Source organism: Pantoea sp. CS_6 (assembly GCF_041954745.1).
GTDB lineage: Bacteria > Pseudomonadota > Gammaproteobacteria > Enterobacterales > Enterobacteriaceae > Pantoea > Pantoea stewartii.
This window is the reverse complement of sequence record NZ_JAVAYG010000017.1, coordinates 1-23,023: the sequence shown is the minus strand read 5'-3', so window position 1 is coordinate 23,023 and position 23,023 is coordinate 1. Positions and strand designations below refer to the sequence as shown.

Sequence of the window (23,023 nt, the reverse complement as noted above, 5' to 3'; positions counted from 1 at the left end):
ACGCTGTTCCTGTGACGCGCTAACCCCTTTTTGAGTGAGGCGGCTTTACGCCTTTACCGGAAACCGGTGAGCCCCTGCTCTGCCTGAAGCCATGAAACAGACCTGTCCTGCCCCGATTTGTTGCTTTCTGCACAGTAGGGTCAGGCGCTCATCATTAACCAGGGAGGAATACTATGAATCGTTCATCCGAAACCGCGATAACCCTGATCTTTCTTTTTGTCGGCTTTATCGTGATGTCGGCAGGTATTTGGCAAATACTGACGCAGTGAGGGAAGGCAATGCGCAAGTTCACGCTTAACCAGATTTTTATTCAGGTTGTTGCCATAGCGGCCATCCTCATCCTGCTGACGATCGTGATTCGTTAACCACTCAGGACCAGACATTACCTGCGTCTGGTCCGTCAGATACCGGACCCGGTGGGCGCAGCGTAATGCCCACGACGGTGCCTGAGAACCCATTAAATTTTCTGGTCAAACATCCACTTTCGCGGAACACACGTAACCAACCCCCATAAAACCTTCGCTTTCATAATCTTGCTCAACACCGCGCTATGCCTTATGCGCTACCGTCTGCTGGCAAAGGCTGAACGCCCCTGCAACCTTTTAAAAACCCTTAACAATTCATACTTTCTTTCAACGTCTCAGGGAATAATTATGAATGTATGCCACACTTTTTTTATTGGGGGACTGGCCGTAATCAAGACGATGAGTAACGCGATGGCAACGAAAAATACTGAACTGACCGGATACCGTGAAGGCGCAAAGGTGATTGAAGTCCACCCTGTGCGCAACCAGATTGATGCGATCACTGGCGTGGTTTATTCGCAGATTACAACGCTACGATCGGTCAGACCGCTTCACATGTCATTACTGGTGCCCCGCACCGATGCAGTCAAACCCGCAATTGTTTACTTTCCGGGCGGGGGGTTTACCAGTGCCGACCACGAGAAATTTATTCAGATGCGCATGGCGCTGGCAGAGGCGGGCTTTGTTGTGGCCGCAGCTGAATATCGTGTTGTACCGGATACCTTCCCTGCGCCGGTTGTTGACGGGAAAGCGGCCGTACGCTATCTGAGACAGCATGCAGAAACGTACGGTATCGATCCTCATCGTATTGGTGTTTTAGGCGATTCGGCAGGAGGCTGGCTGGCACAAATGCTGGGCATGACAAATGGTCAGACCGCTTTCGAACAGGGTGATTTTACAGAAACATCATCTGACGTCCAGGCCGCCGCCACGATTTACGGTATTTCAGATTTACGCAATATTGGTGAAGGCTTCTCTGAAGAGAATCAACAGGTCCATGCCTCACCGGCCGTCACTGAAGCCCTTTTGATTCATGGACCGGCCTTCCACGATTTTGCAGGCGCGTCTGTCATGGATGATCCCGATAAAGCCCGTCAGGCAAGTCCCATGGGCCATCTTGCGAACCCCAAACCGCCTTTCCTGATTATGCACGGTGACAAAGATTCACTCGTTTCACCGCATCAAAGTGCGCAACTCTTTGATGCGCTGAAAAAGGCAGGTGATAAGGTTGAGTACGTCGTGGTGAAAGGTGCAGAACATGGTGATGAGGTCTGGTATCAACCTGACGTCATCCGCCTGGTTGTGAACTGGTTTTCAGAGGTGCTGCACCCTGATACACGAACAGGCAGCAAGAGCACAGCCAATTTAAACGACAATTTGTAATGCACCAGGCAAACCACTTTATGTGGTTTGCCTGGTCATCAGTCTGCTGACACGTCAGCCATCAGGTCAGCGACAGTCTGTTTTGCCCCTTTGTCCAGTAGATGGAGATAGGACTTAACCACCTGCTGCACAAAACAGGGATTATCGGGCAGCGTGTGGCCGAATATAGCTTCCAGTCCTAACAGCGCTTTTACCCTCGCCTCCCCTTCTACGCTGCCGTCAACGGCGGTTCGTATAGACGCCAATAAAGGATCGCAGATCTCAATCTCTTTTCCCTGGTCATCCTTACCGCTGACATAGCGCATCCATGCGGCAATACCTAATGCAAGCAGATCAAAACGGCTGCCGCGCTTGAGGTGCCAGCAAACGGAATGTAACCAACGTTGCGGTAACTTCTGGCTGCCATCCATCGCAATTTGCCAGGTACGATGCTGTAGCGCGGGATTTTCATAGCGTGCAATCAGCCGATCGGCATAATCGATCAAATCAACGTTCTTAACGGTTAGCGTCGGTGCCTGTTCTGTCAACATTAAGCGTCGTGCCGCAAGGCGAAAGTTCGGGTCCTGCATACAGTCATAAATATGCTCATAACCCGCAAGGTTGCCCAGGTAAGCCAGAAATGAATGGCTGCCGTTCAACATACGCAGTTTCATCTCTTCGTAAGGCAGCACGTCTTTGACTAACTCTGCACCGGCTTTTTCCCATGCCGGCCGCCCTGCGACGAAATTATCCTCAATAACCCACTGGCGAAAGGGCTCACAGGCTACCGCGACGGGATCGGCCACCTGAATAAGCGCCGCGATCGCGTCAAGACTCTGCGGATTCATCGCCGGTACGATACGGTCCACCATGGTTGAAGGGAACGTCACCTGCTGTTCAATCCAGTCTGCCAGGTCGTTGTCACGTTGTCGGGCAAAAGCACGCACGACCTGACCGATCACTTTTCCGTTTTCTGGAATATTGTCGCAGGACAGCACAGTAAACGCAGGCAGACCAGCAGCCTTGCGACGCGCCAGTGCTTCAACGATGATCCCTGGCGCAGAAAGCGGCTGGTGAGGCTGAGCCAGATCAGCGACAATCTGAGGATGGTCGCGCATCAGCTCGCCCGTTGCCGGTGAATGACAATAGCCTTTCTCGGTAATCGTTAAGGAAACGATGGCAATTTCGGGCTGACACAGGGCGTGAAGTACGGCTTCGGTTCCATCGACCTGAGCGTGAAGCGCCTGCTTGACCACACCAATCACGCGCCCTTCCCAGCCATGAGCCGACATTTCTGCCACGCTGTACAATAATCCCTGACGTTTCAGATCGGCAATCTGTTGTTCCCCGCCGATGAGATTAACTTCGACGTAGCCCCAGTCGCTGTTATGTTCTGCTGCAAGAATATCGGCATAGACCGCCTGATGAGCCCGATGAAAAGCACCGAATCCAAGATGGACAATACGCGGAACGAGCTTATTCCTGTTCCATTTTGGAACCGTCGCCTTCGCATTCAGTAGGGTAGTTTGCATTTCTTTCTCACCTTATTTTTTATTAGCTGCGTGGACACTGACGTTAAATAACGGCAGCACCTGGAGATCGCCTTGATGTTTTCCTGTGCGGCGCCGTTTGGATCAAGCGCCTGAGAACACCACGGCAAAAGGAAAGTTTTTAAAACAGAATTGGTGCGGGAAGCCTATCGTCAGCGGCAGAATTGTTCCACTACCATACCAGTTATAATTAAAAAATGTGATGAATGGCAATTATGTCTTTTGGCAAAATTGTATTAATTAACAAAGAAAATAAAAATCATAACTTCTTTATAACTATAAATATTACTGGCACTACAGAAGAATTAACCTTCAAACAGGCTGATGCATATTAGCACGCTGTTTTGCGATGCGGGTGAATAACCAAAATTTAAAAAAATCCGAAAGAATGCTTTTAAAAAGGGCCGACCTCATCAGGCGTCATGTATAAAAAGACTTAATCGCACCAATGGGTTTAAGAGCACTCGGGTTTGAGGATGAGTTATTTCGCTACGGACAAAACGGAAATCAGGCAGAAACTCAACGCCGTATTTGACTGACGGGACATTAACGCTGAACGCTTTTTATTCCCCCATCTGGCGTCATTCGACGTGTACGTGGTAAGGCTGTCAGTTATGCCTCTGTGGAGCCGGAGCATTTAAACCAGTCCGATACGGTGCTGTATTGATATTGCACCCGCATGCGATGACAGACACCCGTTTCCCGACGCGTCGCTGTATTAAGGTTATATCGGTTCAGGTGCCCGTTTTATCGCGAAGGTTTGCACAACCGCCCAGAAGCCGTATGCAGGGCAACGCAATCATGTCACCCTGAGCCTCCCTTCCCGCACAACGCTATGCTTGCGTAATTTGCAGCGCCATATCAATCGAGATAGCCATACTTTCGGGATTCGCTTTACCGGTCCAGGCAATGTTAAAGGCCGTGCCATGATCGGCTGAGGTGCGCAGGAACGGTAAGCCTGCGGTAATATTTACGCCGTCGTAGAAGCCCAACAACTTGAGCGGAATATGGCCTTGATCATGATACATAGCCACAACGATGTCATACATGCCCTCATTGCATTGCATAAATACGGTGTCCGGCGGGCACGGGCCATAGACGTTTATGCCCTGCGCCTTCATCGCGTCAATCGCCGGTGTCAGCACGCGAATTTCCTCATCTCCGAACAACCCATTTTCACCCGCGTGTGGGTTAACGCCCGCAACCGCAATACGCGGCTGGCTATAACCGACCCGGCGCAAAAACGTATCGGCAATTCTGATTACCGTTTCAACGCGCGCCTGGCTGAGCGTATCCAGGAATGTCCGCAGAGAAATATGCGTGCTGACGTGGATCACTTTGAGTTTATCGGTGTAGAGCACCATCGAATAATCTTTGGTGTCAGTTAATTTTGCCAGTAATTCCGTATGGCCTGGATAATGATGGCCGGCCATATGCAGCGCTTCTTTATTCAGCGGAGCCGTCGCAATCGCTTTCACGTCACCGCGCATCGCCATTTCTGTTGCACGTTTGATGCATCGATAAGCCACATCGCCCGCTTCAGGCTGCACAACCCCACACTGTAGTGCCTCAGGATGTACCACTTTCTCATCGATAATATGAATAACGCCCGGCATAAAGGTGGCTTCGGACACGTTATTAATGACGTTTAATTCCGCCTGCGGCGTTATGTTCATTGCCAGTATGCGGCGGAACGTTTGTACACAACCGATAACCACAACGGGCGAACCCGCTAACGCGCCCTCGGTTAAGGCCTTAATAATAATTTCAGGACCGATCCCAGCCGGGTCGCCCATCGTAATCGCCACAACATTCGTCACTTATTTTCTCCTCAACGACGCTCAAAATTTTTAAAGGGGGAGATTCATTACCCAAACACCGGCTTTCGTTAATCCCGCCTGACGTCAGTCACAACCGGATGCATGCCCACCAGGAACATATTCCGCCGCCCTTCTGTGCCGCGTTGCGTCCGGGCCGAGACGGTTGCAGCAGCCCATTTAGCCATCCCTGACGCCTTGTCGCTAAAATCAGCCCAGCGTGCAAACCCGCATTGCCGTCGTTGAGCGTTTTCACTCATCCGGTCAACGGTCAGAGATATGGCCCTCTTGTTTTGTCGCCCCATGTCGTCAAAAGCGCCTGAAGATCAGAGCCACAACGCACCTCATCAGTTTTTACCCCTCACCTGAATGATTATATTCAATCACATTAGATTATATGTGAGCAAGATCAATTTAATAAAGCGCCATTTTATTTATAAATTTAGCCAGTGAGTGAGCGAAGTTAAGCGGAATGAAGAATTTCAGTCATTTATGGGGAGACAGACGTGGCATTAATTAACAGCACAATATTGAGCGGTTCCGACGCGATAAAGGCACTGACGCCGGTCGTCGCGGACAAACAACACCTGCTGGTTTTAACAGACAAGAACATTGTAAATTTGCCCGCGACCACGCAAATCATGACATTGCTCAGTCAGGATGGCCGTCACGTTAAACTGATCGATGATGTTCCGGCAGAACCCACGCATACCGATGTTGAAGCAGTGCTGTCGCGTACAGCAGGTAAAACGTTTGATTTAGTGGTGGGCATTGGCGGTGGAAGCGTACTGGATGTGGCGAAGCTGCTTTCTGTGTTATGTCACGTTGCGTCACCCTCCCTTAAGGCGCTGCTTGATGGCGAGAAAATTACAGCCCGTTTACCCTCACTGCTTATTCCCTCGACGGCGGGAACGGGTTCGGAAGCAACGCCCAATGCTATTCTGGCTATCCCTGAAAAAAACACCAAATCAGGCATCATTTCCCCTGTGATGCTGCCGGATTATGTCGCATTAATTCCAGAACTGACCACCAGCATGCCTGCGCATATCGCCTCATCAACGGGCATTGATGCACTGTGCCATTTACTGGAATGTTATACCGCCACCATTTCGAACCCTGTGGGTGACAACGTTGCGCTGATGGGCCTGCATAAGCTGTTCCGGAATCTGGAAACATCCGTCACTGAACCGCATAACCTGAACGCGAAGCTGGAAATGCTATGGGCTTCTTATTATGGCGGCGCGGCAATCGCGCACGCCGGCACCCATCTTGTTCATGCGCTTTCGTATCCTCTGGGAGGCACTTATCACCTGCCTCACGGCGTCGCCAATGCCATTCTGCTGGCACCCTGTATGAAAGTGGTGCGCCCGTTTGCCATCGACAAATTTGCCACTGTCTGGGACCTGATTCCGGGCGCCGATATCACATTGACCCCGGAAGAAAAATCGCACGCGCTGGTCGACTATCTCGCCAAATTAGTTAAACGGCTCAATCTGCCGGATAACCTGGAAACATTAGGCGTGCCGTCAGGTGATATTGATGCGCTGAGCGAGTCTGCACTCAATGTGAAGCGTTTAATGAACAATTCACCCTGCGCTGTAAGTCATCAGGATGTGGCTGATATTTACCGGACCCTGTTCCCTAAAATTTAACCGCCGAAAGGAGTGGATAAAGATGAAAAAAATAGAAGGTGTACTTACAGCGATTGTGACGCCTTTTACTCAGGAAGGTGATCTTTATCTTGATGAACTGAAACGCCAGGTTACCCGACAACTCAATGCCGGTAACGGTATTTTTTGCGGCGGCACAAATGGTGAATTCTTTGTTCTCAACGAAAAAGAAAAGCTTACTGTTACAGAAACCTGTGTTAACGAAGTGTCGGGGCGGGCAAAGGTTGTTGCCCATATTGGTGAGATCTCGACCCGGGACACCCTTCGCCTGGGTAAACAAATTGAAAAGCTGGGCGTGGATGCGGTTTCAGTAATCACGCCCTATTTTGTGCCGTTAAATCAACGCGAACTGATTAACCATTACACGGCAGTTGCGGATGGCCTTTCCGTACCGGTTTTTCTGTACAACATTCCGGCCAGAACAGGCAATACGATTGAACCAGAAACCGCCCGCACCCTTGCTGCCCATCCCAATATCATTGGTGTAAAAGACAGTGCCGGAAGTTATGAAAGCCTGCGCGACTATCTGGACGCGGTAAAAGAATGCGATAACTTTGACGTGCTTAACGGCCCCGATTCACTTATCCATCAAGGCTTTGTTGAAGGGTGCTCTGCCTGTATATCAGGTCTGGCTAACGTTGCACCGCACCAGATAAATGCGATCTGGTCACGCTTTCATGCCGGCGATATTGACGGATCACGTCAGGCGCAGGAACAGGTCACAGGGTTACGCACCGATCTTTATAAGGTCGCCTTTTCACCTGCAGCAGTAAAAAAAGCGCTACAAATTTTAGGCCATAACGTGGGCGAGAGCCGTTATGCCATTCATTTTGACGCTGCGCAGAAAGAGGAAATTCGCAGAATCATTAACCTGTACCTGAAATGATAATAAGAATTTATAAATTTTAAATACCGGGAGCATAAAGCGCTCCCCGAATTTATCTTGCTCTATCTGAGGCTATAATGAAAACATTCAACGCTCAGGACACCCTGATAATTATCGGCATTGTATTGGCATATATTCTTTTTACCACCTGGCTGACATTCCGCTTACGTAGTAAAAACGCGGGCGATTTTATGGAAGGCTCAAGAGCCATGCCAGCCTTTATTGTAGGCATTCTGCTGATGTCAGAATATATCGGTGCAAAATCGACTATCGGCACGGCTCAGGCCGCCTTTGAAGGTGGGATTGCCGCGTCCTGGTCAGTCATTGGCGCCGCTATTGGCTTTCCCCTTTTTGGCATGATTCTGGTAAAACGCATTTATAATACGGGTAAAATTACCATCTCGGGTGCGATTGCTGAAAAGTACGGTAACAGCACCAAAAATATTATTTCACTGATCATGATTTATGCCCTGCTTTTGGTCAATGTGGGAAATTATGTCAGTGGTGCGGCGGCAATCGCCACTGTATTACACGTGACATTGCCGGTTGCCGCTTTTATTACGGCTGTAGTCAGTACGTTCTATTTTGCCTTCGGCGGTTTAAAAGGAATCGCCTGGGTCACCATGCTACACAGCGCGCTGAAATATTTTGGTATCCTGGCTATTCTTTGGTTTGCATTGTCACAAACGGGTGGCCTCAAGCCTATGATCAATGAAATGCCCGCTTATTACTGGACCTGGGACGGTAATATCGGCGCGTCAACCATTGTCGCCTGGCTTATCGGGACGATTGGCTCGATCTTCTGCACCCAGTTTGTCATTCAAGCTATCTCGTCGACCAGAAGTGTGAAGTCGGCGCAGCGCTCGACCTGGATTGCCTTTCTGTTCTGTATGCCGATTGCGTTGGCGATTGCCGTTATCGGTGTGGCAGCCAAATATCTCCACCCCAATATCGACAGCCTGTATGCATTGCCGGTGTTTCTGCAGGATATGAATCCCTGGCTGGCTGGTCTGGTAACGACCTCACTGGTTGCCTCTATATTTGTCAGCGTCAGTACCGTTGCCCTGGCTATCGCGTCGCTGGTGGTGAAGGATTTCTATGTGCCTTATTTCAAACCCACGACAGAGCAGGAATTTAAAACCACGCGCTGGTTGTCGCTGCTGATTGGCTTTCTGCCGCTGATCTTTGTCCTGTTTGTCCCTGAAGTTCTGAAACTGTCCTTTTTTACCCGAGCGATTCGCCTGTCTATTACCGTTGTCGCGGTCATTGCCTTCTATGCCCCGTTCTACAGAAGTACTCGCGGTGCCAATGCCGGCCTGATTGGTGCGTGTGTCGTGACCTCAGTCTGGTATCTGGCAGGCGATCCGTTCGGTATTAATAACATGTATATCGCGCTACTGACGCCCGCATTGATCATGGCGATTGACCATATGATCCCCAGCAAAGCCAGAACCGCAGCGGCTGAACACGCCAGAGCTGCCGCAGGAAAAGGAGAATAAAATGATTGTAACCGTAACGCGCGATGGCATCCTGACGCCATGGGAAAAAGATGACCGCGTACTTACCGCAATGCTGCCTTCGTCATGCCCACAGAACCACGCCGCCAATATTTTACCGCTGCACGATGGTTCCCTGCTCTGCGTCTGGTTTGGCGGCACACAGGAAGGCATAGCCGATATCTCTGTCTGGTGCTCGCGCTTACCTGCAGGCAGCCATATCTGGAGTGAGGCGGTAAAACTGTCCGACGATCCAACCCGTTCTGAGCAGAATCCCGTTCTGTTCCTCGCGCCCGATAACGTGCTGTGGCTATTGTGGACCGCACAGCTGTCCGGTAATCAGGATACGGCGATTGTCCGCTACCGCCAGTCTGGCGATCTGGGTAAAACCTGGGGGCCCATTGACACGTTACTGGATAAACCTGGCACCTTTATCCGTCAGCCCATCACCGTGCTGGAAAACGGCAACTGGTTACTCCCGGTGTTTTACTGCCGCACACAGCCGGGTGAAAAGTGGGTGGGTAACGACGATATCAGTGCGGTGAAGATTTCATCCGACCAGGGTAAAAGCTGGCGGGATGTGGTTGTGCCGGAAAGCCTGGGGTGCGTGCATATGAATATCACTGCCCTGCAGGATGGTTCGCTGGTTGCCCTTTACCGCAGCCGTTGGGCAGACAATATCTATCTCAGCCGATCCACCGATGGTGGTGAGAGCTGGACAGCGCCTGAAGCCACGGTGTTACCTAACAACAATTCGTCAATTCAGGTGACGACGCTGCAAAGTGGCGAACTGGCGCTGGTGTTTAATAGCATGAGCGCAGCCGGGGCAACGGAACGTCGCGCGTCACTCTATGATGAGATCGATGACGGTGACGGCAGAAAGGAGCCAGAAGCAACCGGACGAAGCGCTTTCTGGGGGGCGCCACGCGCCCCAATGACTGTCGCAATTTCCGCCGATGGCGGCAAAACCTGGCCGTGGCAGAAAAACCTGGATGAAGGTGACGGTTACTGTATGACAAACAATTCTCAGGAAAAACTGAACCGTGAGTTTTCCTACCCGAGCATTAAACAGGATGCACAGGGTACCTTACATATCGCGTATACCTATTTCCGCCAGGCGATTAAATATGCGCGCGTCACACCCGACTGGGTGAAGGAGTAAGCAGATGATTATCGGCAATCTGAACGCCCTGCCGCTGGCAGGGTTACCCGAATCCTTACTGGCTCTGCTCCGGTTACCCGACTGTTCTCTTGAAGCACTGGCCGCAAGGGATATCGGTAGATGGCAGCCGGAAAATGCAGCGTGGTTTTGCACGATCCAACAGGCCACCACCCAGGACGCCACGCTGCGTCATACGGAATACCACCATCTTTGGACTGACATTCAGGTGATGCTGGAGGGTGAAGAGGTCATTTATGCTGGCGCCCAGTCCATTGCCAGGGCCGGAGATGAAGAGCGCAAACCCGATTTGTATATCGCGCAGCCAGAACCATTACCGGTTAGCATCACTTTGCGTAAGGGAGACTTTGCGGTCTTTTTGCCCGGTGAACCTCATCAGGCCCTGTGTGCCGCAGGCGCGCCAGTAGCCGTTCGTAAAGCCGTCTTTAAGGTACCGAAATCGATGTCAGGAGGTTGAGATGCGTCACGCTATCGTTACAGGCTACAGTTCTGGCATCGGCAAAGCGATTACTCAGGATTTATTGCAAAAGGGCTGGAAAGTTACGGGGCTGAGCCGGACGCAGGGCGAGGCAGCCTTACCCAACCTCAACGGCATCGCCGTTGATCTCACTGATGCCGATCAACTCAGGTCGGCAATCAGCGGGCTTGAAACGCCGGATGCGCTGATTCACGCCGCAGGAATGATCGTCGCCGCCCCGCTGGGCGAACTGGACGGAGCGGCCAGCAAACGCTTGTGGTCGTTGCACGTTCACGCAGCCGAAGTGCTGATCAATCACTTTGCGCCAACGCTTAAGCCAGGCAGCAGGATCGTCGTTATCGGCAGTCGTACCTCGCGCGGTGCCGCCAATCGCTCGCAGTATGCGGCAACCAAAGCGGCGCTGGTTGGCATGGTCCGCTCATGGGGAATGGAACTGGCTCCTCGGCAGATTACGGTGAATGTTGTCGCTCCCGGCGCAACCGAAACGCCGATGCTGACCAAACCTGAACGGGCCTCATCCGCCCCCATCCTGCCGCCAATGGGACGCCTGATTCAGCCAGAAGAAGTGGCTTCACTGGTGAGTTATTTACTCAGTGAACGCGCTGCTCCCATCACAGGTCAGGAGCTGGTGATATGTGGAGGCGCTTCACTTAAAGCCTGATTCGCCGCGTGGTTAAACCCGCGTTTACCGGCTGGTTTAACCACGGCTGTCGCGCTTATTCCGGTGAAATGACGTGAGCCCTTCCCCTTTTTTATTCACATTACGTCACGGGCTTTGCCCGCATAGCGATCTAAAACTCTTCCGGCTCGCCGGGTAGCGGTTCGGTCAGTTCCTGCCCTTTCACACCCGCGTACGTGATAATCAGCTCAGCAGGACTTTCCAGCGTAAAACCACGATGCGCACTGTTGATGGTTTCATTCAACGCTTCACCAGCCTGAAAAGTTTGCTGCTCACCCGTTTCTTTATCCTCCACCACTAACGTCCCTGAAAGGACAAATGCTGCATTGGGCATCGGATGAGTATGCCAGGGCAAGGCGGTTTGCGCCGGAAGGGTTAAGCGTATGACTGTCAGTTCGGGTTGTCCCTGCGGATAAGCGTCAATATGTTGGCCATTCTATGCCTGGCAACTTTTGAGCAGCGTTACCGCCTTAATTTCTGATGCTGATGCGTTATCGCTGTTTTCACCTGACATCGTTTCTCCTGTTAATGACGCCCCGGGCCGGGCTGAGTGACTCGTTTAAAAATAGCTGATAATCCGCCAGCACACTTAATATCAGCAATTGAAAGGCGGCAGAGACAGCGATAACAGCGCTGATGTTTTTTTATCCCAATCAGAGCATGATGGTTATATCTTATAGCGACGCGTAAGTACGCAATACCGTGAATTTGTATTAGGCTTTCGGCATCAAATACTGATGGGAATCCCTACATATGAAAGGTTTATTGACGGCGCTAATCGCCAGTTCCGTATTATTATTGTCCGCCTGCTCGCCTGATAACGATCATAAAGTGAAAGTGGCTATTAATACGGGTCCTGATGAAGCTATCTGGAAAGAAGTACAGAAAGTAGCCAAAGATAAGTATCAGCTGGATGTTGAAGTGCTGAACTTCAATGATTATATTTTGCCCAATGAAGCACTGAATAATAAAGAAGTGGATGCGAACGCCTTTCAAAGCCTGCCTTACCTTGAAGAGCAGTCAAAGGAGCGCGGCTATAAATTTGCCGTTGTGGGCAAAACGTTTGTTTTCCCTATCGCTGCCTATTCGCACAAAATTAAAAATATCAGTGAGCTGAAGGATGGCGATACCATTACGATATCAAATGAAGCCACCACGCTTGGACGCAGCCTGCTGCTATTACAGGCTCAGGGGCTGATTAAGCTAAAAGACGGTGTGGGTTATTTACCAACATCGCTGGATATTACCGATAATCCCAAACAACTGAAGCTGGTCGAAGTGGATACACCACAGCTTACCCGCACGCTGGACGACCCAAACGTCACCCTTTCCATTATTAATACCAACTTCTCTGCGCAGGCGGGGTTATCTGCTCATCGCGATGGTTTGTTTATGGAAAGCGCCTCTTCGCCGTACGTTAACGCCCTGGTTTCACGTCAGGACAATAAAGACAGCGATAAGATTCAAAAGCTGAAAGCTGCATTTCAGTCTCCTGAGGTCGCAGCAAAAGCAGAAGACGTTTATAAAGGCGATGCCATTAAAGGTTGGTAAATCAGATAGCCTGGGGCAAGCCGCGCAGCAGGCGGCCTGTTCCAGGCATAACGTGCCGTCAGGCGGCAGCGCCTTTGGTTTGTGCGGACAGATGCCCGGCCCATAAGCTGGCAATCCACCGGACCCCTTTCGTGGTAAACCGCGCCTGTGAGAAAGTATGCTGATTTTCTGCCGTTCCTGCGTGCAGGGTAAAGTAACCCGCCTGCAGATGGTAATGCTGTGGTGTCAGTGCGCCCTTTTCACGGTACATGATATTGCGGTCGAGCAGAAACTGACGAAAATCCGTTTCTTTCACTTTCAGCATTTTACACAGCTGACGAAAACCGAGCGCGGTGTCCACATTCACGAAATCGTCGAAAAAGGCGGCTTTTGGCGCAGATTCGGCCAGTTGCTTTTCTGCAGCACGGCGCTGTTCAAACTGCTCCGCCCAGGCGCGGGCCGCTTCGGCGGGATTCGTGAAATCAGGGAGATGAACGCGTTCTTCACGCGCCTGCCAGCGATCAAGCGCTTCCGCGGTAAAGCCAGGCGAAAGCCGGGCCACCGCCAGAAGTGAATCGCGTTTATTCAGGTGATATTCCTGGCGCATTTCGCCCTGGTGTTCATAGAGATTGACCAAAAGTGGCTGGGACAGGCGCTGTGCCGTTTCAAGGCTTTTGATTAACCGTTTAACTTCACCATGTGTATTTCCGGTCATTTGAGCAATTTCCCGGCTACTCATTGTGATGGCATGATCCGTTGCGTTGAAAGTTTCTGTCGACATCATCATGGGCTTTACCCCCTAATCATTCCAGACAACACCCAGCGGGCAGTGGAATAATTATACAATTACCTGTTTAAATATCCAGTGTTATTTTTAAGCAACATCATAAATGGAATGCGTTACACAATCGAACAGCGATCGCGATACCGGAGGCACGCAAAGCATGGCCCTGTGCTTTTCACCTTGCCAGGGAACCCGGGGCACACGCGGAAGACCGCAAAAGCGAGTGAAAGGTAAGCGCACGGGGTTTACATCGGTTTATACTGTTCGCTATTCATCACTGAATTCAGCCGGATACTGCTGTCCGGCAGCGGGATCGATGTCTTTATGATGTGTGACTGGCAATGGTACGCATCAGAGAATTTATAGTCATTCGGGAAGATGAGCGCGTCTGCCGATCTCTCAGGAACCGGATGTCACGTTGACTGGAGTAAGTTATGCAACCGTTAAGAGTCGCCTTTATCAAGGCAAGCTGGCACAGCGAAATTGTTTCTCAAACCCTGGCTGGATTTCAGCAGGAAATGGACAACAGCAGCACGCCCTGTGAAATCAAAACCTGGGATGTGCCTGGCGCCTTCGAAATGCCGTTACTGGCACAACGCCTGGCACAAACCGGTAAGTTCGATGCAATTGTCTGTGCGGCTCTGGTCGTGGATGGTGGCATTTACCGCCACGATTTTGTCGCTCAGGCCGTCGTGAACGGACTCATGCAGGCACAACTGGCGACCAACGTGCCCGTGTTTTCCGTCTCACTGACACCACATAATTTTCAGCCTGCCGATGAATTCATTCGCTTCTACACCGAGCATTTTGTGAAAAAAGGCAAAGAAGCGGCACGCGCAGTACGTCAAATTCACGCCATTTCACTGTAAACGCACGTGGTTTTGTCTGTTTAACAGTCTGTTTATCACAGCCAGGCGGCGCGCTTATCCAGAGTGCCGCTATTTCAGGAGACAGTATGGAAGCCCCACGCCAGCCTTTACCACCGTTTACCGATGTACAACAGGCCATAACGAAAGTGCGTCTGGCCGAAGATGCCTGGAACAGCCGCGACCCCGAACGCGTTTCACTGGCTTACTCGCCTGACAGCGTCTGGCGAAATCGCGATATCTTCCTGAGCGGACGTAGCGAAATCGTGGCGTTTTTGCGCGAGAAATGGCAGCGAGAGGCCGAGTATCGGCTGATAAAAGAGCTGTGGAGTTTTCACTCAAACCGCATTGCGGTTCGGTTTGCCTATGAATGGCATGACAGCGCGGCAAACTGGTTTCGTTCTTATGGCAATGAAAACTGGGAATTTGACGAGAATGGCTTCATGGTCAGGCGCCACGCCAGCATAAACGATGTGGCGATTGCCGAGAGTCAGCGTTTGTTTCACTGGCCTCAGGGCCGCCGACCGGACGACCATCCTTCACTCAGTGATCTTGGCCTGTAGGCAATTTCCGTGAAACATGTCTGAGATCCACCTGACGCACCTTCTCGCGTCGGGTGAAACAGAAAAGAACAGCACCATATTGTCTGAACCGTTCACCTTCAGGCCGTAAACAGCAGCCCTGACTTTTCCACTACCTGGGCATTTTAGTTCCGGCAAGGCTGTTCACGCCGACAATTCAGGTCAGTCACATCGGACTGACCCTCCCGCCTGATGCCTTAACCTTGTTCCTGCGCGGCGTCGTTTGATTTAGGTTGCTCAACAAAGGTCGCTTTATTGCGCGTCACCGTGTAGGCCACTTTTTTCACGTCGTTAGGTGACGTTGTCACCTCAAGGGGATCAATGGTTACGCGTCCCAGACCAAATAAGGTACGGACGTAACCGCCGACTTCATGTTTACCCGCCGGGACATGCAGGACTTTACTTTCGCCATTCGGCAATTCGCCAGCATCTTTACCATCTACGGTCAGGTAAATATGGGAACCGTCGTCAGCACGCGTAATCACATGAGAGACATCAATCTGCGTTTGTCCTTCGGCAAAGGCGTCAGCAGGATTGGCGGCAGGCTGCTTTTTGGCGCAGCCTGACAAGGCAGTGGCGACCGCGAGTGCGGCAAACAGATAACGATAACGCATTGTGGCTGTGTGACTCCCTGACAAATGAGCACGTTATTTTAGCGATTTCAGAGCATGATGGAAGCCCGCAGGCGCTCGGCATGCTCTGAATTTTGTCAGTAAGCAATGCGAAGGGTAACGAGAAACGGCCTGGCTGAACAGAGGTCGCCTGGCACAAGCGTGCCAGGCCTGATCGCGATCAGCTAAAGACCATTCCGCCATCAACCAGGATAGACTGGCCGGTAATATAATCCGAGTCCGGTCCTGCGAGGAAGGCTACACAGGCGGCCACATCGTCGGGCTCGGATAAACGGCCCAGTGTGATTCTTTTGGCGAAGGCCTCGGTACCATAACCTGCAGGCTGACCTGCGGCTTCGGAAATTTGCCGATCAATTTCTGCCCACATGGGGGTTTTGACAATGCCCGGACAAAAACCGTTTACGGTAATGCCCGCCGGTGCAAGATCCCGGGCTGCCGTTTGAGTCAGACCGCGCACGGCAAACTTACTCGAACTGTATATCGCCAGTTCAGGATTTCCGACGTGGCCAGCCTGGGAGCAGGCATTAATGATCTTTCCGCCGTGCCCCTCCGCTGCAAAGGCTTCAACCGCGGCCTGCATCCCCCAAATCACGCCTTTCACGTTGACGTTGTAGACTTTATCAATGATGTCTTCCGTAATGTCCTGAACAGGCGTGGACGGCGCAATCCCGGCATTATTGACAATGACATTAAAGTCGCCCAGCACTTCACGTGCCTGCTCAACCGCGTGAAAAACTTGATCACGCTTTGATACATCAACCTTGATGGCTAATGCACTGCCCTGCGCTTTTTTAATTTTTTCCGCGACCTGAGAAGCGGTATCAAAATTAAAATCCGCTACCGCAACGGCAAAGCCATCTTTCGCCAGGCGTAACGCAATCGCCTCACCAATGCCCTGGCCCGCACCTGTTACCAGCGCCACTCGATTTTTCATCATCATGTCCTCCGTTCCTTCGTGATTAAAGAAGCTGACTCAGATGGAGTTGTCCCATCAAAAGGGGGTTATCCGCATAATCCACCGGTACAGCTACAACCGCCGGCCCCTGCACATCCATTGCTTTACGCAGTGTCGGCTCAAGTTCAGCTGCGCTGGTCACCGCAAACCCCGCGGCGCCAAACGCCTCGGCATAGGCTTTAAAATCAATGGGCCCAAAATTGACACCGGACACACGTTGATATTTTTTCTCTTCCTGCATCGCCACCATGTTGTAGGCATTGTCAACCCAGATAATGTGCAGGATATTGGCGTTGAGCCTGACCGCCGTTTCCAGCTCCATACTGGACTGGAGAAAACCGCCATCCCCTGATACCGACACCACTTTACGTGATGGATCGACAAGCCAGGCACCGATAGCCCAGGGCAGCGCAACGCCCATGGTTTGTTGTCCGTTAGAAATCATGATTTGACGCGCACGGAAGCTGTAGAGGTAGCGGGCAATCCAGATATGAAAACTGCCCATGTCCACGGTAAGACTGACGTCACTGTTGATGATGTCCTGCATCGCCCGGACAATACGCAGGGGATGAAGTGCAAACTGATTCAGACTGGCCCCCTGAAGCGCCAGTAACTGTCGCTGTTGTTGGCGATCGTCCAGTATGCTGGCAGCCTGCTGGCTAAGTTGTAAGGGTGAGGTTATCCGCGTCGCCAGCTTGCCCACCGTTGCCGCGATATTCCCCACTAACTCAGCATCAGGTAAATAGCGGTTGTCGGTTTCCGCCGGGACGACATCAATATGAATTAACGTCGCATTACCGGTATTCCACATCGCCGGTTCGTACTCAACCGGGCTGTAGCCAATCGTGATAATCAGATCCGCCTGCTGGAGTAGTTTGTCACCGGCCTGGTTATTGAAAAGACCCACGCGGCCAGCAAAACGGGAAAAGTGCTCCTGACGTATCGCGCCTGCTGCCTGATAGGTGCTGGTAACAGGGATATGGCTGCGGTTTAACAGATCGTGAATGGCCTCGCTGTTCTCAGGCTGGCTTGCCATCAGGCCAAGCAGAATCACCGGATTTTTTGCTTTGGCTATTTCACGACTGACCGCATCAATCATGACGTCGGGTGCCGCCCCCAGGGTGATACCGCCTTTGCTGGCCAGGACTTTGCCCGTCACCGGCTGGTCGACAATATCCTGTGGCAGGCTGACAAAAGCACCGCCTCCGCGACCATGCTCCGCATGGCGAAAGGCATTTGACACGCATTCAGCCAGGGCGGAGGGATCGGTCACCTCTACCGCATATTTTGTAACCGGGCGGAACATAGAGACGGTATCCAGGCTTTGGTGGACCTGCTTGGCGCTGTCAGAGCGTTTGACGGCGCCCCCCAGCGCCACAACCGGATCGCCTTCGCTGGTCGCGGTCGCCATACCGGTCACCAGATTGGAGCAACCAGGACCGGAGGTGACCAGCGCCACCCCTGCTTTTCCGGTCAGTCTGCCCACCGCAGCGGCCATAAACGCAGCATTGGCTTCATGCCGCACGGGAATGGTATGAACAGACGAATCCAGCAATGAATCAAAGACTTTATCGATTTTTGCACCCGGAATACCAAACACATGGCTGACGCCCTGTGCTTCCAGTTGCGCGACAACCAGATCGGCGCCGCAGGTCCAGAGGGTTGTATCTGAGAGGGTTTTCATATTCAGGCCTCGTTATTAGCTTTCGACAGAACGGATAGCGTCATCCAGGTTTTCGGGCGTCAAATTGGCGTGCAGGAAATCACTGTTTTCCGGCAGGTCGATGACCAGCTTGCTGATGGCGCCAAAGGTCAGCGAGCCCTCTTCAAGCACGTAGTCGAGAATGTGACCGCCTCCGGTTCTGTCGTCGGTGATAAAATGTTCGTGGTACCCGGCGACGTTAATGCCCTGCATGTACTGTGGCGTACGGAACCCGATAAGCTCACCGCTGCGATGAGAAAATTCGAAGATGGGCTGATTGCCGAGCACTTCTGGCATCGAGCGGTATGGGCGGCACTGACACGGGACGGTACGGGTTTGTACCGATGAAAAGTGGCCGCTGACACGTAAGGCACAGAACTGATTGTCCGAGGTGATTTCACTGTCAATTAACTGGTGCAGCTCATGCCGTGGAACAGCACGTTCGAAAGTGTGTTTATGCTGAGGCTGAAAGAAGGTCATAACCGCAAAGGGCGTTTTCTGCTCAGGATGTGCAGGACGGGCGCTGCCATCCGCCCGTAACTGATAAACATTGCTGTCGAATGCAATCAATTCTCCGTCGAGCTGGTTGAACGTGCCCAGGCCAAAGTCGCCTTTACGCAGTAAATCTGCAATTCGGGTTTCACCTTCGTAAACACCGCTCAGAAGTGCACTCATCAAAGAGGTTTGATACATAACACTTTCTGGCATATTTTTTTGCAGTTTGTTCACCGTATCTTTAAGTTGATCCTCGCAGGAACAATCAGTTACAAAATTGCTCATTGGATGCCTCATGGGTTAACTGTTAAGCCGTGTTAACATTATGGTGGTCCCGTTTGCCGACAGAATCCAATAGCAAAACCTGTTAACTTTGAGACGTTTTTAATATGGAACTGCGCCATCTACGTTATTTTGTTGCGGTCGCACAGACTCAACACTTCACCCGAGCGGCTGAACTACTGGGCATTTCGCAGCCGCCGCTGAGTCAACAAATTCAGCGCCTGGAGCATGAAATTGGTACCCCGCTGTTGAAGCGGCTGACACGTGGTGTGGAACTGACAGAGGCTGGAAAGACTTTTCTGACAGACGCGATTGAAATTGTTCAGCTGGCCGATTATGCCCTAGAGAAAGCCAGAGGCGTTGCCCGTGGGATGAGCGGAAAAATGTCATTAGGTTTTGCGAGTTCGGTGGCGTTTAATCCTCGTGTGTTCGAAATCATTCGGCACTTTAAAGCCCGCTATCCTGCACTGGAATTAATGACCCGCGAAGAAAACATGTCTTTACTGATACAGGATCTTCAGGAAGGACTACTGGACGCGGCGTTTATTCGTTTACCCTGTGAAAGCAGTCGGTCATTTAATTTGCGGGTTATTTCGACCGAGCGGATGGTGTTGGCACTGCCTGCCGACCATCATCTGAAACATAAAACGGCCATTGCGCTAAGTGAGTTGGCAGACGAAACGTTGATTATTTTTCCACGTGAAGTTTCGCCCAGTTTGTATGAACTCATTGTCAGTGCCTGTTTACGGGCAGGTTTTTCATCTTCCTCTTTCCAGCAGGCCCCGCAAATCAGCTCTTCGCTGGGGATGGTCGGCGCGGGCTGCGGGATTGCGCTGATCCCTGAATCCATGATTTGCGTACAGAATCCCCACATTTGCTTTCGTGACATTGCAGAGAATACGCTCTTTACGGATGTCGCTTTTGCCTGGCGGCGTAATAATGCCTCCAAGGCCGTGAACCATTTATTAGCACTCATTCCTGCGCGTTAAACACTCAGCGATCACTCCTTTCGGTGGCAGAAACGAAGCGGGAAAAATAAAAGATGCAGTATGAAAAGGGGAAATAAGCGCTGCGAATATATCCCCCTGATGCGTCACCGGGGCTATTTCATGTTGCCTTTGTGTTTTCACATAAATGAAATTTTCATTCGCATTAGCTGAATTAATGCACCACGTTGGTGCAAAAAAGTCAATGCCATTTCTAACATTTAATTAACTTTTTGAACCTTCTCAAAGAACTGATAAATGGCTGATTTTTTAGTTTATGCATCTTTTATGCATTTCTTATGCAACCAGCGCGGGGATTTTACCCGGTTTATCTGCACTATTATTCACTCTTATTCAGCGTTAATCGAAATAGCATAGCGATAATGCGTGCCGGGCCGACATCATATTTTTTCTGGCAGTGATAAATTATACATGCGCTGAAAAGCGTGTTGTTTCCACGGCTCAACACAATAAATAACGTCGATAAGAAAGGTTTTGTATGGATAAGTTATCTTACGCGTCTGACAGTAGTACATCCGCCTGGTCTACCTACCTTCAACAAATCGATCGCGTTGCCCCTTATTTGGGCGATCTCTCTCGCTGGATCGATACGTTACGTCATCCTAAACGTGCCTTAATCGTTGATATTCCTTTGCAAATGGATGACGGTACGATTCGTCATTTCGAGGGTTACCGTGTTCAACATAATCTGTCACGCGGCCCCGGCAAAGGCGGAATCCGCTATCATCCGGATGTTGACCTGAATGAAGTCATGGCACTCTCCGCCTGGATGACCATCAAATGTGCCGCTGTGAACCTGCCTTATGGTGGTGCTAAAGGCGGGATTCGTGTAGATCCCTTCAAATTGTCTGAAGGTGAGCTTGAGCGTTTAACCCGCCGCTATACCAGCGAAATTGGTATCATCATCGGTCCACAAAAAGACATTCCGGCACCCGATGTCGGTACCAACGGTAAAGTTATGGCCTGGATGATGGATACCTACTCCATGAATCTGGGCACCACCGTGACGGGCGTCGTGACAGGTAAACCTATTCACCTGGGTGGATCGCTGGGTCGCGAAAAAGCCACCGGTCGCGGCGTATTTGTTACAGGTCGCGAAGTGGCGCGCCGTGCCGGTATTGAGATTGAAGGTGCGCGCGTCGCCGTTCAGGGCTTCGGTAACGTTGGCAGTGAAGCGGCACGTCTGTTCAGCCAGGCTGGCGCACGCGTCGTGGTGATTCAGGATCATACCGCTACCCTGTTCAATGCCGACGGTATTGATATGGATGCACTGACGCAATGGCAGGCCGAAAACAAACAGATTGCTGGCTTCAAAGGCGCACAAGTCATTGATAAAGAGGCCTTCTGGCACACGGAAATGGATATTCTCATTCCGGCAGCCCTTGAGGGTCAGATTACCCGTGAACGCGCTGAGACCCTGAGCTGTAAACTGGTACTTGAAGGTGCCAACGGTCCTACCTATCCCGATGCTGACGATGTGCTGGCAAACCGTGGCGTGATTGTGGTCCCAGACGTTATCTGTAACGCCGGCGGTGTGACGGTCAGTTACTTCGAATGGGTGCAGGATATGGCCAGTTTCTTCTGGAGTGAAGACGAGATTAATAAACGGTCTGATAAAATCATGACTGAAGCCATGATTCACGTTTGGGAAAAAGCCAAAGAGAAAGACTGCTCTCTGCGCACCGCAGCCTATATCGTTGCCTGTGAGCGTATTCTGATGGCCCGTAAAGATCGCGGTATCTATCCGGGCTAAGCCAGTAAAAAAACAACCCGCGATGTGCGCGGGTTGTTTTTATTCAGCGGCTTTCGCTTAACGGAATTGCTGCACCGTCTGGGCCAGCTGTTGCGCCTGATCTTCAAGCGAACTGGCTGCCGCCGACATTTGTTGCACCAAAGCCGCGTTTTGCTGCGTTGTTCCGTCCATTTCATTTACCGCAATCGTCACCTGACTAATTCCTCGCGCCTGTTCATCTGACGCGGCAACGATTTCGTTGATGATACTTTGTACAGAGGAGACAGCCTGGGTCATTTCATGCATCGTTTTGCCTGCCTCATTGACCAGCGTGACGCCGCTTTGTACCCGGGCACTGGACTCCTCAATAAGCGCGGCAATGTCTTTGACCGCACCGGCACTGCGTTGCGCCAGGTTTCTGACCTCAGAGGCCACTACCGCAAATCCGCGCCCTTGCTCGCCCGCCCTGGCCGCCTCAACGGCTGCGTTGAGCGCCAGGATATTGGTCTGGAAGGCAATGCTGTTGATCATGGTCGTGATATCGCCAATTTTCTTTGAGCTGTCATCAATTTGCGACATGGTCTGTACCACCTGGCCCACCAGGTTTTCGCCCCGGCTGGCAATGGTTGTCGCATTTCCGGTCAGGTGCGTAGCCTGCTGGGCGTTATCCGCGTTCAGGCGAACCGTGGCGCTGATTTGTTCCATGCTGGCTGCTGTCTCTTCCAGTGCTGCCGCTTGTTGTTCGGTGCGCGAGGCTAAATCCAGGTTTCCGCTGGCTATCTCACTGGCCCCCTCTCTGACAGACGCGCTGGCATCTTTAATCTGGCCCACAATGGATTGCAACTGGCTTTGCATGGTGTGCAGGGCGTAAAACAGGCTGGCGTTGTCACCGTGCGCGACCTTAATGTCATTGCTGAGTTTGCCTTCCGCAACGGCCAGCGCAATGCGGGCTGCTTCTGCGGGTTCGCCACCAAGCGGGCGCATTACTTTGCGATTAAACAATAACCCCAGTACCTGTCTCTTATTACACATCT

At 51.5% G+C, this 23,023-nt stretch carries 22 protein-coding genes and 1 pseudogene; 14 read left to right on the top strand and 9 right to left on the bottom strand.

All coding sequences use genetic code 11. The features are described 5' to 3' along the window. The first annotated feature begins 173 nt into the window (after window positions 1-173). From mgtR to RAC90_RS19620, 3 genes are all read left to right on the top strand, one after another. Window positions 174-269, top strand: a complete 96-nt coding sequence (gene mgtR, locus RAC90_RS19630; RefSeq protein WP_110268492.1) for a protein MgtR — start codon at window positions 174-176, stop codon at window positions 267-269. A 9-nt stretch (window positions 270-278) separates the two neighbouring features. Then, window positions 279-365 (top strand): magnesium transporter protection protein MgtU, encoded by an 87-nt coding sequence (mgtU, locus tag RAC90_RS19625; RefSeq protein WP_353247409.1) that lies wholly within the window; start codon window positions 279-281, stop codon window positions 363-365. Between the two features lie 288 nt (window positions 366-653). Continuing rightward, complete coding sequence (locus tag RAC90_RS19620) at window positions 654-1,688, top strand: alpha/beta hydrolase fold domain-containing protein (protein ID WP_375124690.1); 1,035 nt, start codon at window positions 654-656, stop codon at window positions 1,686-1,688. Window positions 1,689-1,726: 38 nt separating this feature from the next. Here RAC90_RS19620 and RAC90_RS19615 read toward each other — a convergent pair whose 3' ends face one another. Both RAC90_RS19615 and RAC90_RS19610 read right to left on the bottom strand, forming a co-directional pair. Further along, window positions 1,727-3,199, bottom strand: a complete 1,473-nt coding sequence (locus RAC90_RS19615) for a mannitol dehydrogenase family protein (RefSeq protein WP_262960128.1) — start codon at window positions 3,197-3,199, stop codon at window positions 1,727-1,729. 851 nt (window positions 3,200-4,050) lie between these two features. After that, window positions 4,051-5,037, bottom strand: a complete 987-nt coding sequence (locus RAC90_RS19610; RefSeq protein WP_058702533.1) for a D-threonate 4-phosphate dehydrogenase — start codon at window positions 5,035-5,037, stop codon at window positions 4,051-4,053. Between the two features lie 503 nt (window positions 5,038-5,540). On the opposite strand from RAC90_RS19610, the gene RAC90_RS19605 reads away from it, so the two are divergent. The 6 genes from RAC90_RS19605 to RAC90_RS19580 all read left to right on the top strand — a co-directional run bounded on the left by RAC90_RS19605 (window position 5,541) and on the right by RAC90_RS19580 (window position 11,405). Next, window positions 5,541-6,686 (top strand): iron-containing alcohol dehydrogenase, encoded by a 1,146-nt coding sequence (locus tag RAC90_RS19605; protein ID WP_375124689.1) that lies wholly within the window; start codon window positions 5,541-5,543, stop codon window positions 6,684-6,686. A gap of 22 nt (window positions 6,687-6,708) precedes the next feature. Then, window positions 6,709-7,590 (top strand): dihydrodipicolinate synthase family protein, encoded by an 882-nt coding sequence (locus RAC90_RS19600; protein WP_033742431.1) that lies wholly within the window; start codon window positions 6,709-6,711, stop codon window positions 7,588-7,590. Between the two features lie 77 nt (window positions 7,591-7,667). Further along, window positions 7,668-9,089: a sodium:solute symporter family protein gene (locus RAC90_RS19595; protein ID WP_039339478.1), complete on the top strand. Its 1,422-nt coding sequence runs from the start codon at window positions 7,668-7,670 to the stop codon at window positions 9,087-9,089. A gap of 1 nt (window position 9,090) precedes the next feature. Then, entirely contained in the window at window positions 9,091-10,248 is a 1,158-nt protein-coding gene (locus tag RAC90_RS19590; protein ID WP_058702530.1) for an exo-alpha-sialidase, read from the top strand. Window positions 10,249-10,252: 4 nt separating this feature from the next. After that, complete coding sequence (locus RAC90_RS19585; protein WP_058702529.1) at window positions 10,253-10,723, top strand: YhcH/YjgK/YiaL family protein; 471 nt, start codon at window positions 10,253-10,255, stop codon at window positions 10,721-10,723. A 1-nt stretch (window position 10,724) separates the two neighbouring features. Next, the gene (locus RAC90_RS19580; protein WP_006121971.1) at window positions 10,725-11,405 is read left to right on the top strand and encodes an SDR family NAD(P)-dependent oxidoreductase; all 681 of its coding nucleotides are present in this window, start codon (window positions 10,725-10,727) and stop codon (window positions 11,403-11,405) included. Between the two features lie 130 nt (window positions 11,406-11,535). On the opposite strand, the pseudogene RAC90_RS19575 reads toward RAC90_RS19580, so the two are convergent. After that, window positions 11,536-11,937, bottom strand: a pseudogene (locus tag RAC90_RS19575) (cupin domain-containing protein). A 239-nt stretch (window positions 11,938-12,176) separates the two neighbouring features. On the opposite strand from RAC90_RS19575, the gene RAC90_RS19570 reads away from it, so the two are divergent. Next, complete coding sequence (locus RAC90_RS19570; protein ID WP_375124688.1) at window positions 12,177-12,974, top strand: MetQ/NlpA family ABC transporter substrate-binding protein; 798 nt, start codon at window positions 12,177-12,179, stop codon at window positions 12,972-12,974. Window positions 12,975-13,032: 58 nt separating this feature from the next. On the opposite strand, the gene RAC90_RS19565 is transcribed toward RAC90_RS19570, so the two are convergent. After that, window positions 13,033-13,740, bottom strand: coding sequence for a phage antirepressor KilAC domain-containing protein (locus tag RAC90_RS19565; RefSeq protein ID WP_006121973.1), 708 nt, complete (start codon window positions 13,738-13,740; stop codon window positions 13,033-13,035). A 431-nt stretch (window positions 13,741-14,171) separates the two neighbouring features. On the opposite strand from RAC90_RS19565, the gene RAC90_RS19560 reads away from it, so the two are divergent. Together RAC90_RS19560 and RAC90_RS19555 are read left to right on the top strand one after the other, a co-directional pair. Then, window positions 14,172-14,606, top strand: coding sequence for a 6,7-dimethyl-8-ribityllumazine synthase (locus RAC90_RS19560; RefSeq protein WP_058702527.1), 435 nt, complete (start codon window positions 14,172-14,174; stop codon window positions 14,604-14,606). 86 nt (window positions 14,607-14,692) lie between these two features. Continuing rightward, window positions 14,693-15,166: a nuclear transport factor 2 family protein gene (locus RAC90_RS19555; RefSeq protein WP_033742417.1), complete on the top strand. Its 474-nt coding sequence runs from the start codon at window positions 14,693-14,695 to the stop codon at window positions 15,164-15,166. Window positions 15,167-15,381: 215 nt separating this feature from the next. Here RAC90_RS19555 and RAC90_RS19550 read toward each other — a convergent pair whose 3' ends face one another. The 4 genes from RAC90_RS19550 to budA all read right to left on the bottom strand — a co-directional run bounded on the left by RAC90_RS19550 (window position 15,382) and on the right by budA (window position 19,253). After that, a complete protein-coding gene (locus tag RAC90_RS19550; RefSeq protein ID WP_006121976.1) occupies window positions 15,382-15,798 on the bottom strand; it encodes a hypothetical protein in 417 nt (138 codons plus the stop codon). Between the two features lie 178 nt (window positions 15,799-15,976). Then, a complete protein-coding gene (locus RAC90_RS19545) occupies window positions 15,977-16,750 on the bottom strand; it encodes a (S)-acetoin forming diacetyl reductase (protein WP_033742618.1) in 774 nt (257 codons plus the stop codon). A gap of 25 nt (window positions 16,751-16,775) precedes the next feature. Continuing rightward, window positions 16,776-18,455 carry an acetolactate synthase AlsS gene (alsS, locus tag RAC90_RS19540; RefSeq protein ID WP_054687844.1) on the bottom strand — a complete coding sequence of 560 codons (1,680 nt, stop codon included), beginning with the start codon at window positions 18,453-18,455 and terminating at the stop codon, window positions 16,776-16,778. Window positions 18,456-18,470: 15 nt separating this feature from the next. Then, window positions 18,471-19,253, bottom strand: coding sequence for an acetolactate decarboxylase (gene budA, locus RAC90_RS19535; RefSeq protein WP_058708889.1), 783 nt, complete (start codon window positions 19,251-19,253; stop codon window positions 18,471-18,473). A 104-nt stretch (window positions 19,254-19,357) separates the two neighbouring features. On the opposite strand from budA, the gene RAC90_RS19530 reads away from it, so the two are divergent. Then, window positions 19,358-20,239, top strand: a complete 882-nt coding sequence (locus RAC90_RS19530; protein ID WP_033742412.1) for a LysR family transcriptional regulator — start codon at window positions 19,358-19,360, stop codon at window positions 20,237-20,239. A 496-nt stretch (window positions 20,240-20,735) separates the two neighbouring features. Then, window positions 20,736-22,010 carry a Glu/Leu/Phe/Val dehydrogenase gene (locus tag RAC90_RS19525; protein ID WP_033742410.1) on the top strand — a complete coding sequence of 425 codons (1,275 nt, stop codon included), beginning with the start codon at window positions 20,736-20,738 and terminating at the stop codon, window positions 22,008-22,010. Window positions 22,011-22,067: 57 nt separating this feature from the next. On the opposite strand, the gene RAC90_RS19520 is transcribed toward RAC90_RS19525, so the two are convergent. Next, the coding region (locus RAC90_RS19520; RefSeq protein WP_375124687.1) for a methyl-accepting chemotaxis protein at window positions 22,068-23,023 on the bottom strand (956 nt) is incomplete at its 5' end.

Coding starts and splice junctions, on each gene's coding strand:
- mgtR (WP_110268492.1), top strand. CDS start 174: ATGAATCGTTCATCCGAAACCGCGATAACCCTGATCTTTCTTTTTGTC.
- mgtU (WP_353247409.1), top strand. CDS start 279: ATGCGCAAGTTCACGCTTAACCAGATTTTTATTCAGGTTGTTGCCATA.
- RAC90_RS19620 (WP_375124690.1), top strand. CDS start 654: ATGAATGTATGCCACACTTTTTTTATTGGGGGACTGGCCGTAATCAAG.
- RAC90_RS19615 (WP_262960128.1), bottom strand. CDS start 3,199: ATGCAAACTACCCTACTGAATGCGAAGGCGACGGTTCCAAAATGGAAC.
- RAC90_RS19600 (WP_033742431.1), top strand. CDS start 6,709: ATGAAAAAAATAGAAGGTGTACTTACAGCGATTGTGACGCCTTTTACT.
- RAC90_RS19595 (WP_039339478.1), top strand. CDS start 7,668: ATGAAAACATTCAACGCTCAGGACACCCTGATAATTATCGGCATTGTA.
- RAC90_RS19590 (WP_058702530.1), top strand. CDS start 9,091: ATGATTGTAACCGTAACGCGCGATGGCATCCTGACGCCATGGGAAAAA.
- RAC90_RS19585 (WP_058702529.1), top strand. CDS start 10,253: ATGATTATCGGCAATCTGAACGCCCTGCCGCTGGCAGGGTTACCCGAA.
- RAC90_RS19580 (WP_006121971.1), top strand. CDS start 10,725: ATGCGTCACGCTATCGTTACAGGCTACAGTTCTGGCATCGGCAAAGCG.
- RAC90_RS19570 (WP_375124688.1), top strand. CDS start 12,177: ATGAAAGGTTTATTGACGGCGCTAATCGCCAGTTCCGTATTATTATTG.
- RAC90_RS19565 (WP_006121973.1), bottom strand. CDS start 13,740: ATGATGATGTCGACAGAAACTTTCAACGCAACGGATCATGCCATCACA.
- RAC90_RS19560 (WP_058702527.1), top strand. CDS start 14,172: ATGCAACCGTTAAGAGTCGCCTTTATCAAGGCAAGCTGGCACAGCGAA.
- RAC90_RS19555 (WP_033742417.1), top strand. CDS start 14,693: ATGGAAGCCCCACGCCAGCCTTTACCACCGTTTACCGATGTACAACAG.
- RAC90_RS19550 (WP_006121976.1), bottom strand. CDS start 15,798: ATGCGTTATCGTTATCTGTTTGCCGCACTCGCGGTCGCCACTGCCTTG.
- RAC90_RS19545 (WP_033742618.1), bottom strand. CDS start 16,750: ATGAAAAATCGAGTGGCGCTGGTAACAGGTGCGGGCCAGGGCATTGGT.
- alsS (WP_054687844.1), bottom strand. CDS start 18,455: ATGAAAACCCTCTCAGATACAACCCTCTGGACCTGCGGCGCCGATCTG.
- budA (WP_058708889.1), bottom strand. CDS start 19,253: ATGAGCAATTTTGTAACTGATTGTTCCTGCGAGGATCAACTTAAAGAT.
- RAC90_RS19530 (WP_033742412.1), top strand. CDS start 19,358: ATGGAACTGCGCCATCTACGTTATTTTGTTGCGGTCGCACAGACTCAA.
- RAC90_RS19525 (WP_033742410.1), top strand. CDS start 20,736: ATGGATAAGTTATCTTACGCGTCTGACAGTAGTACATCCGCCTGGTCT.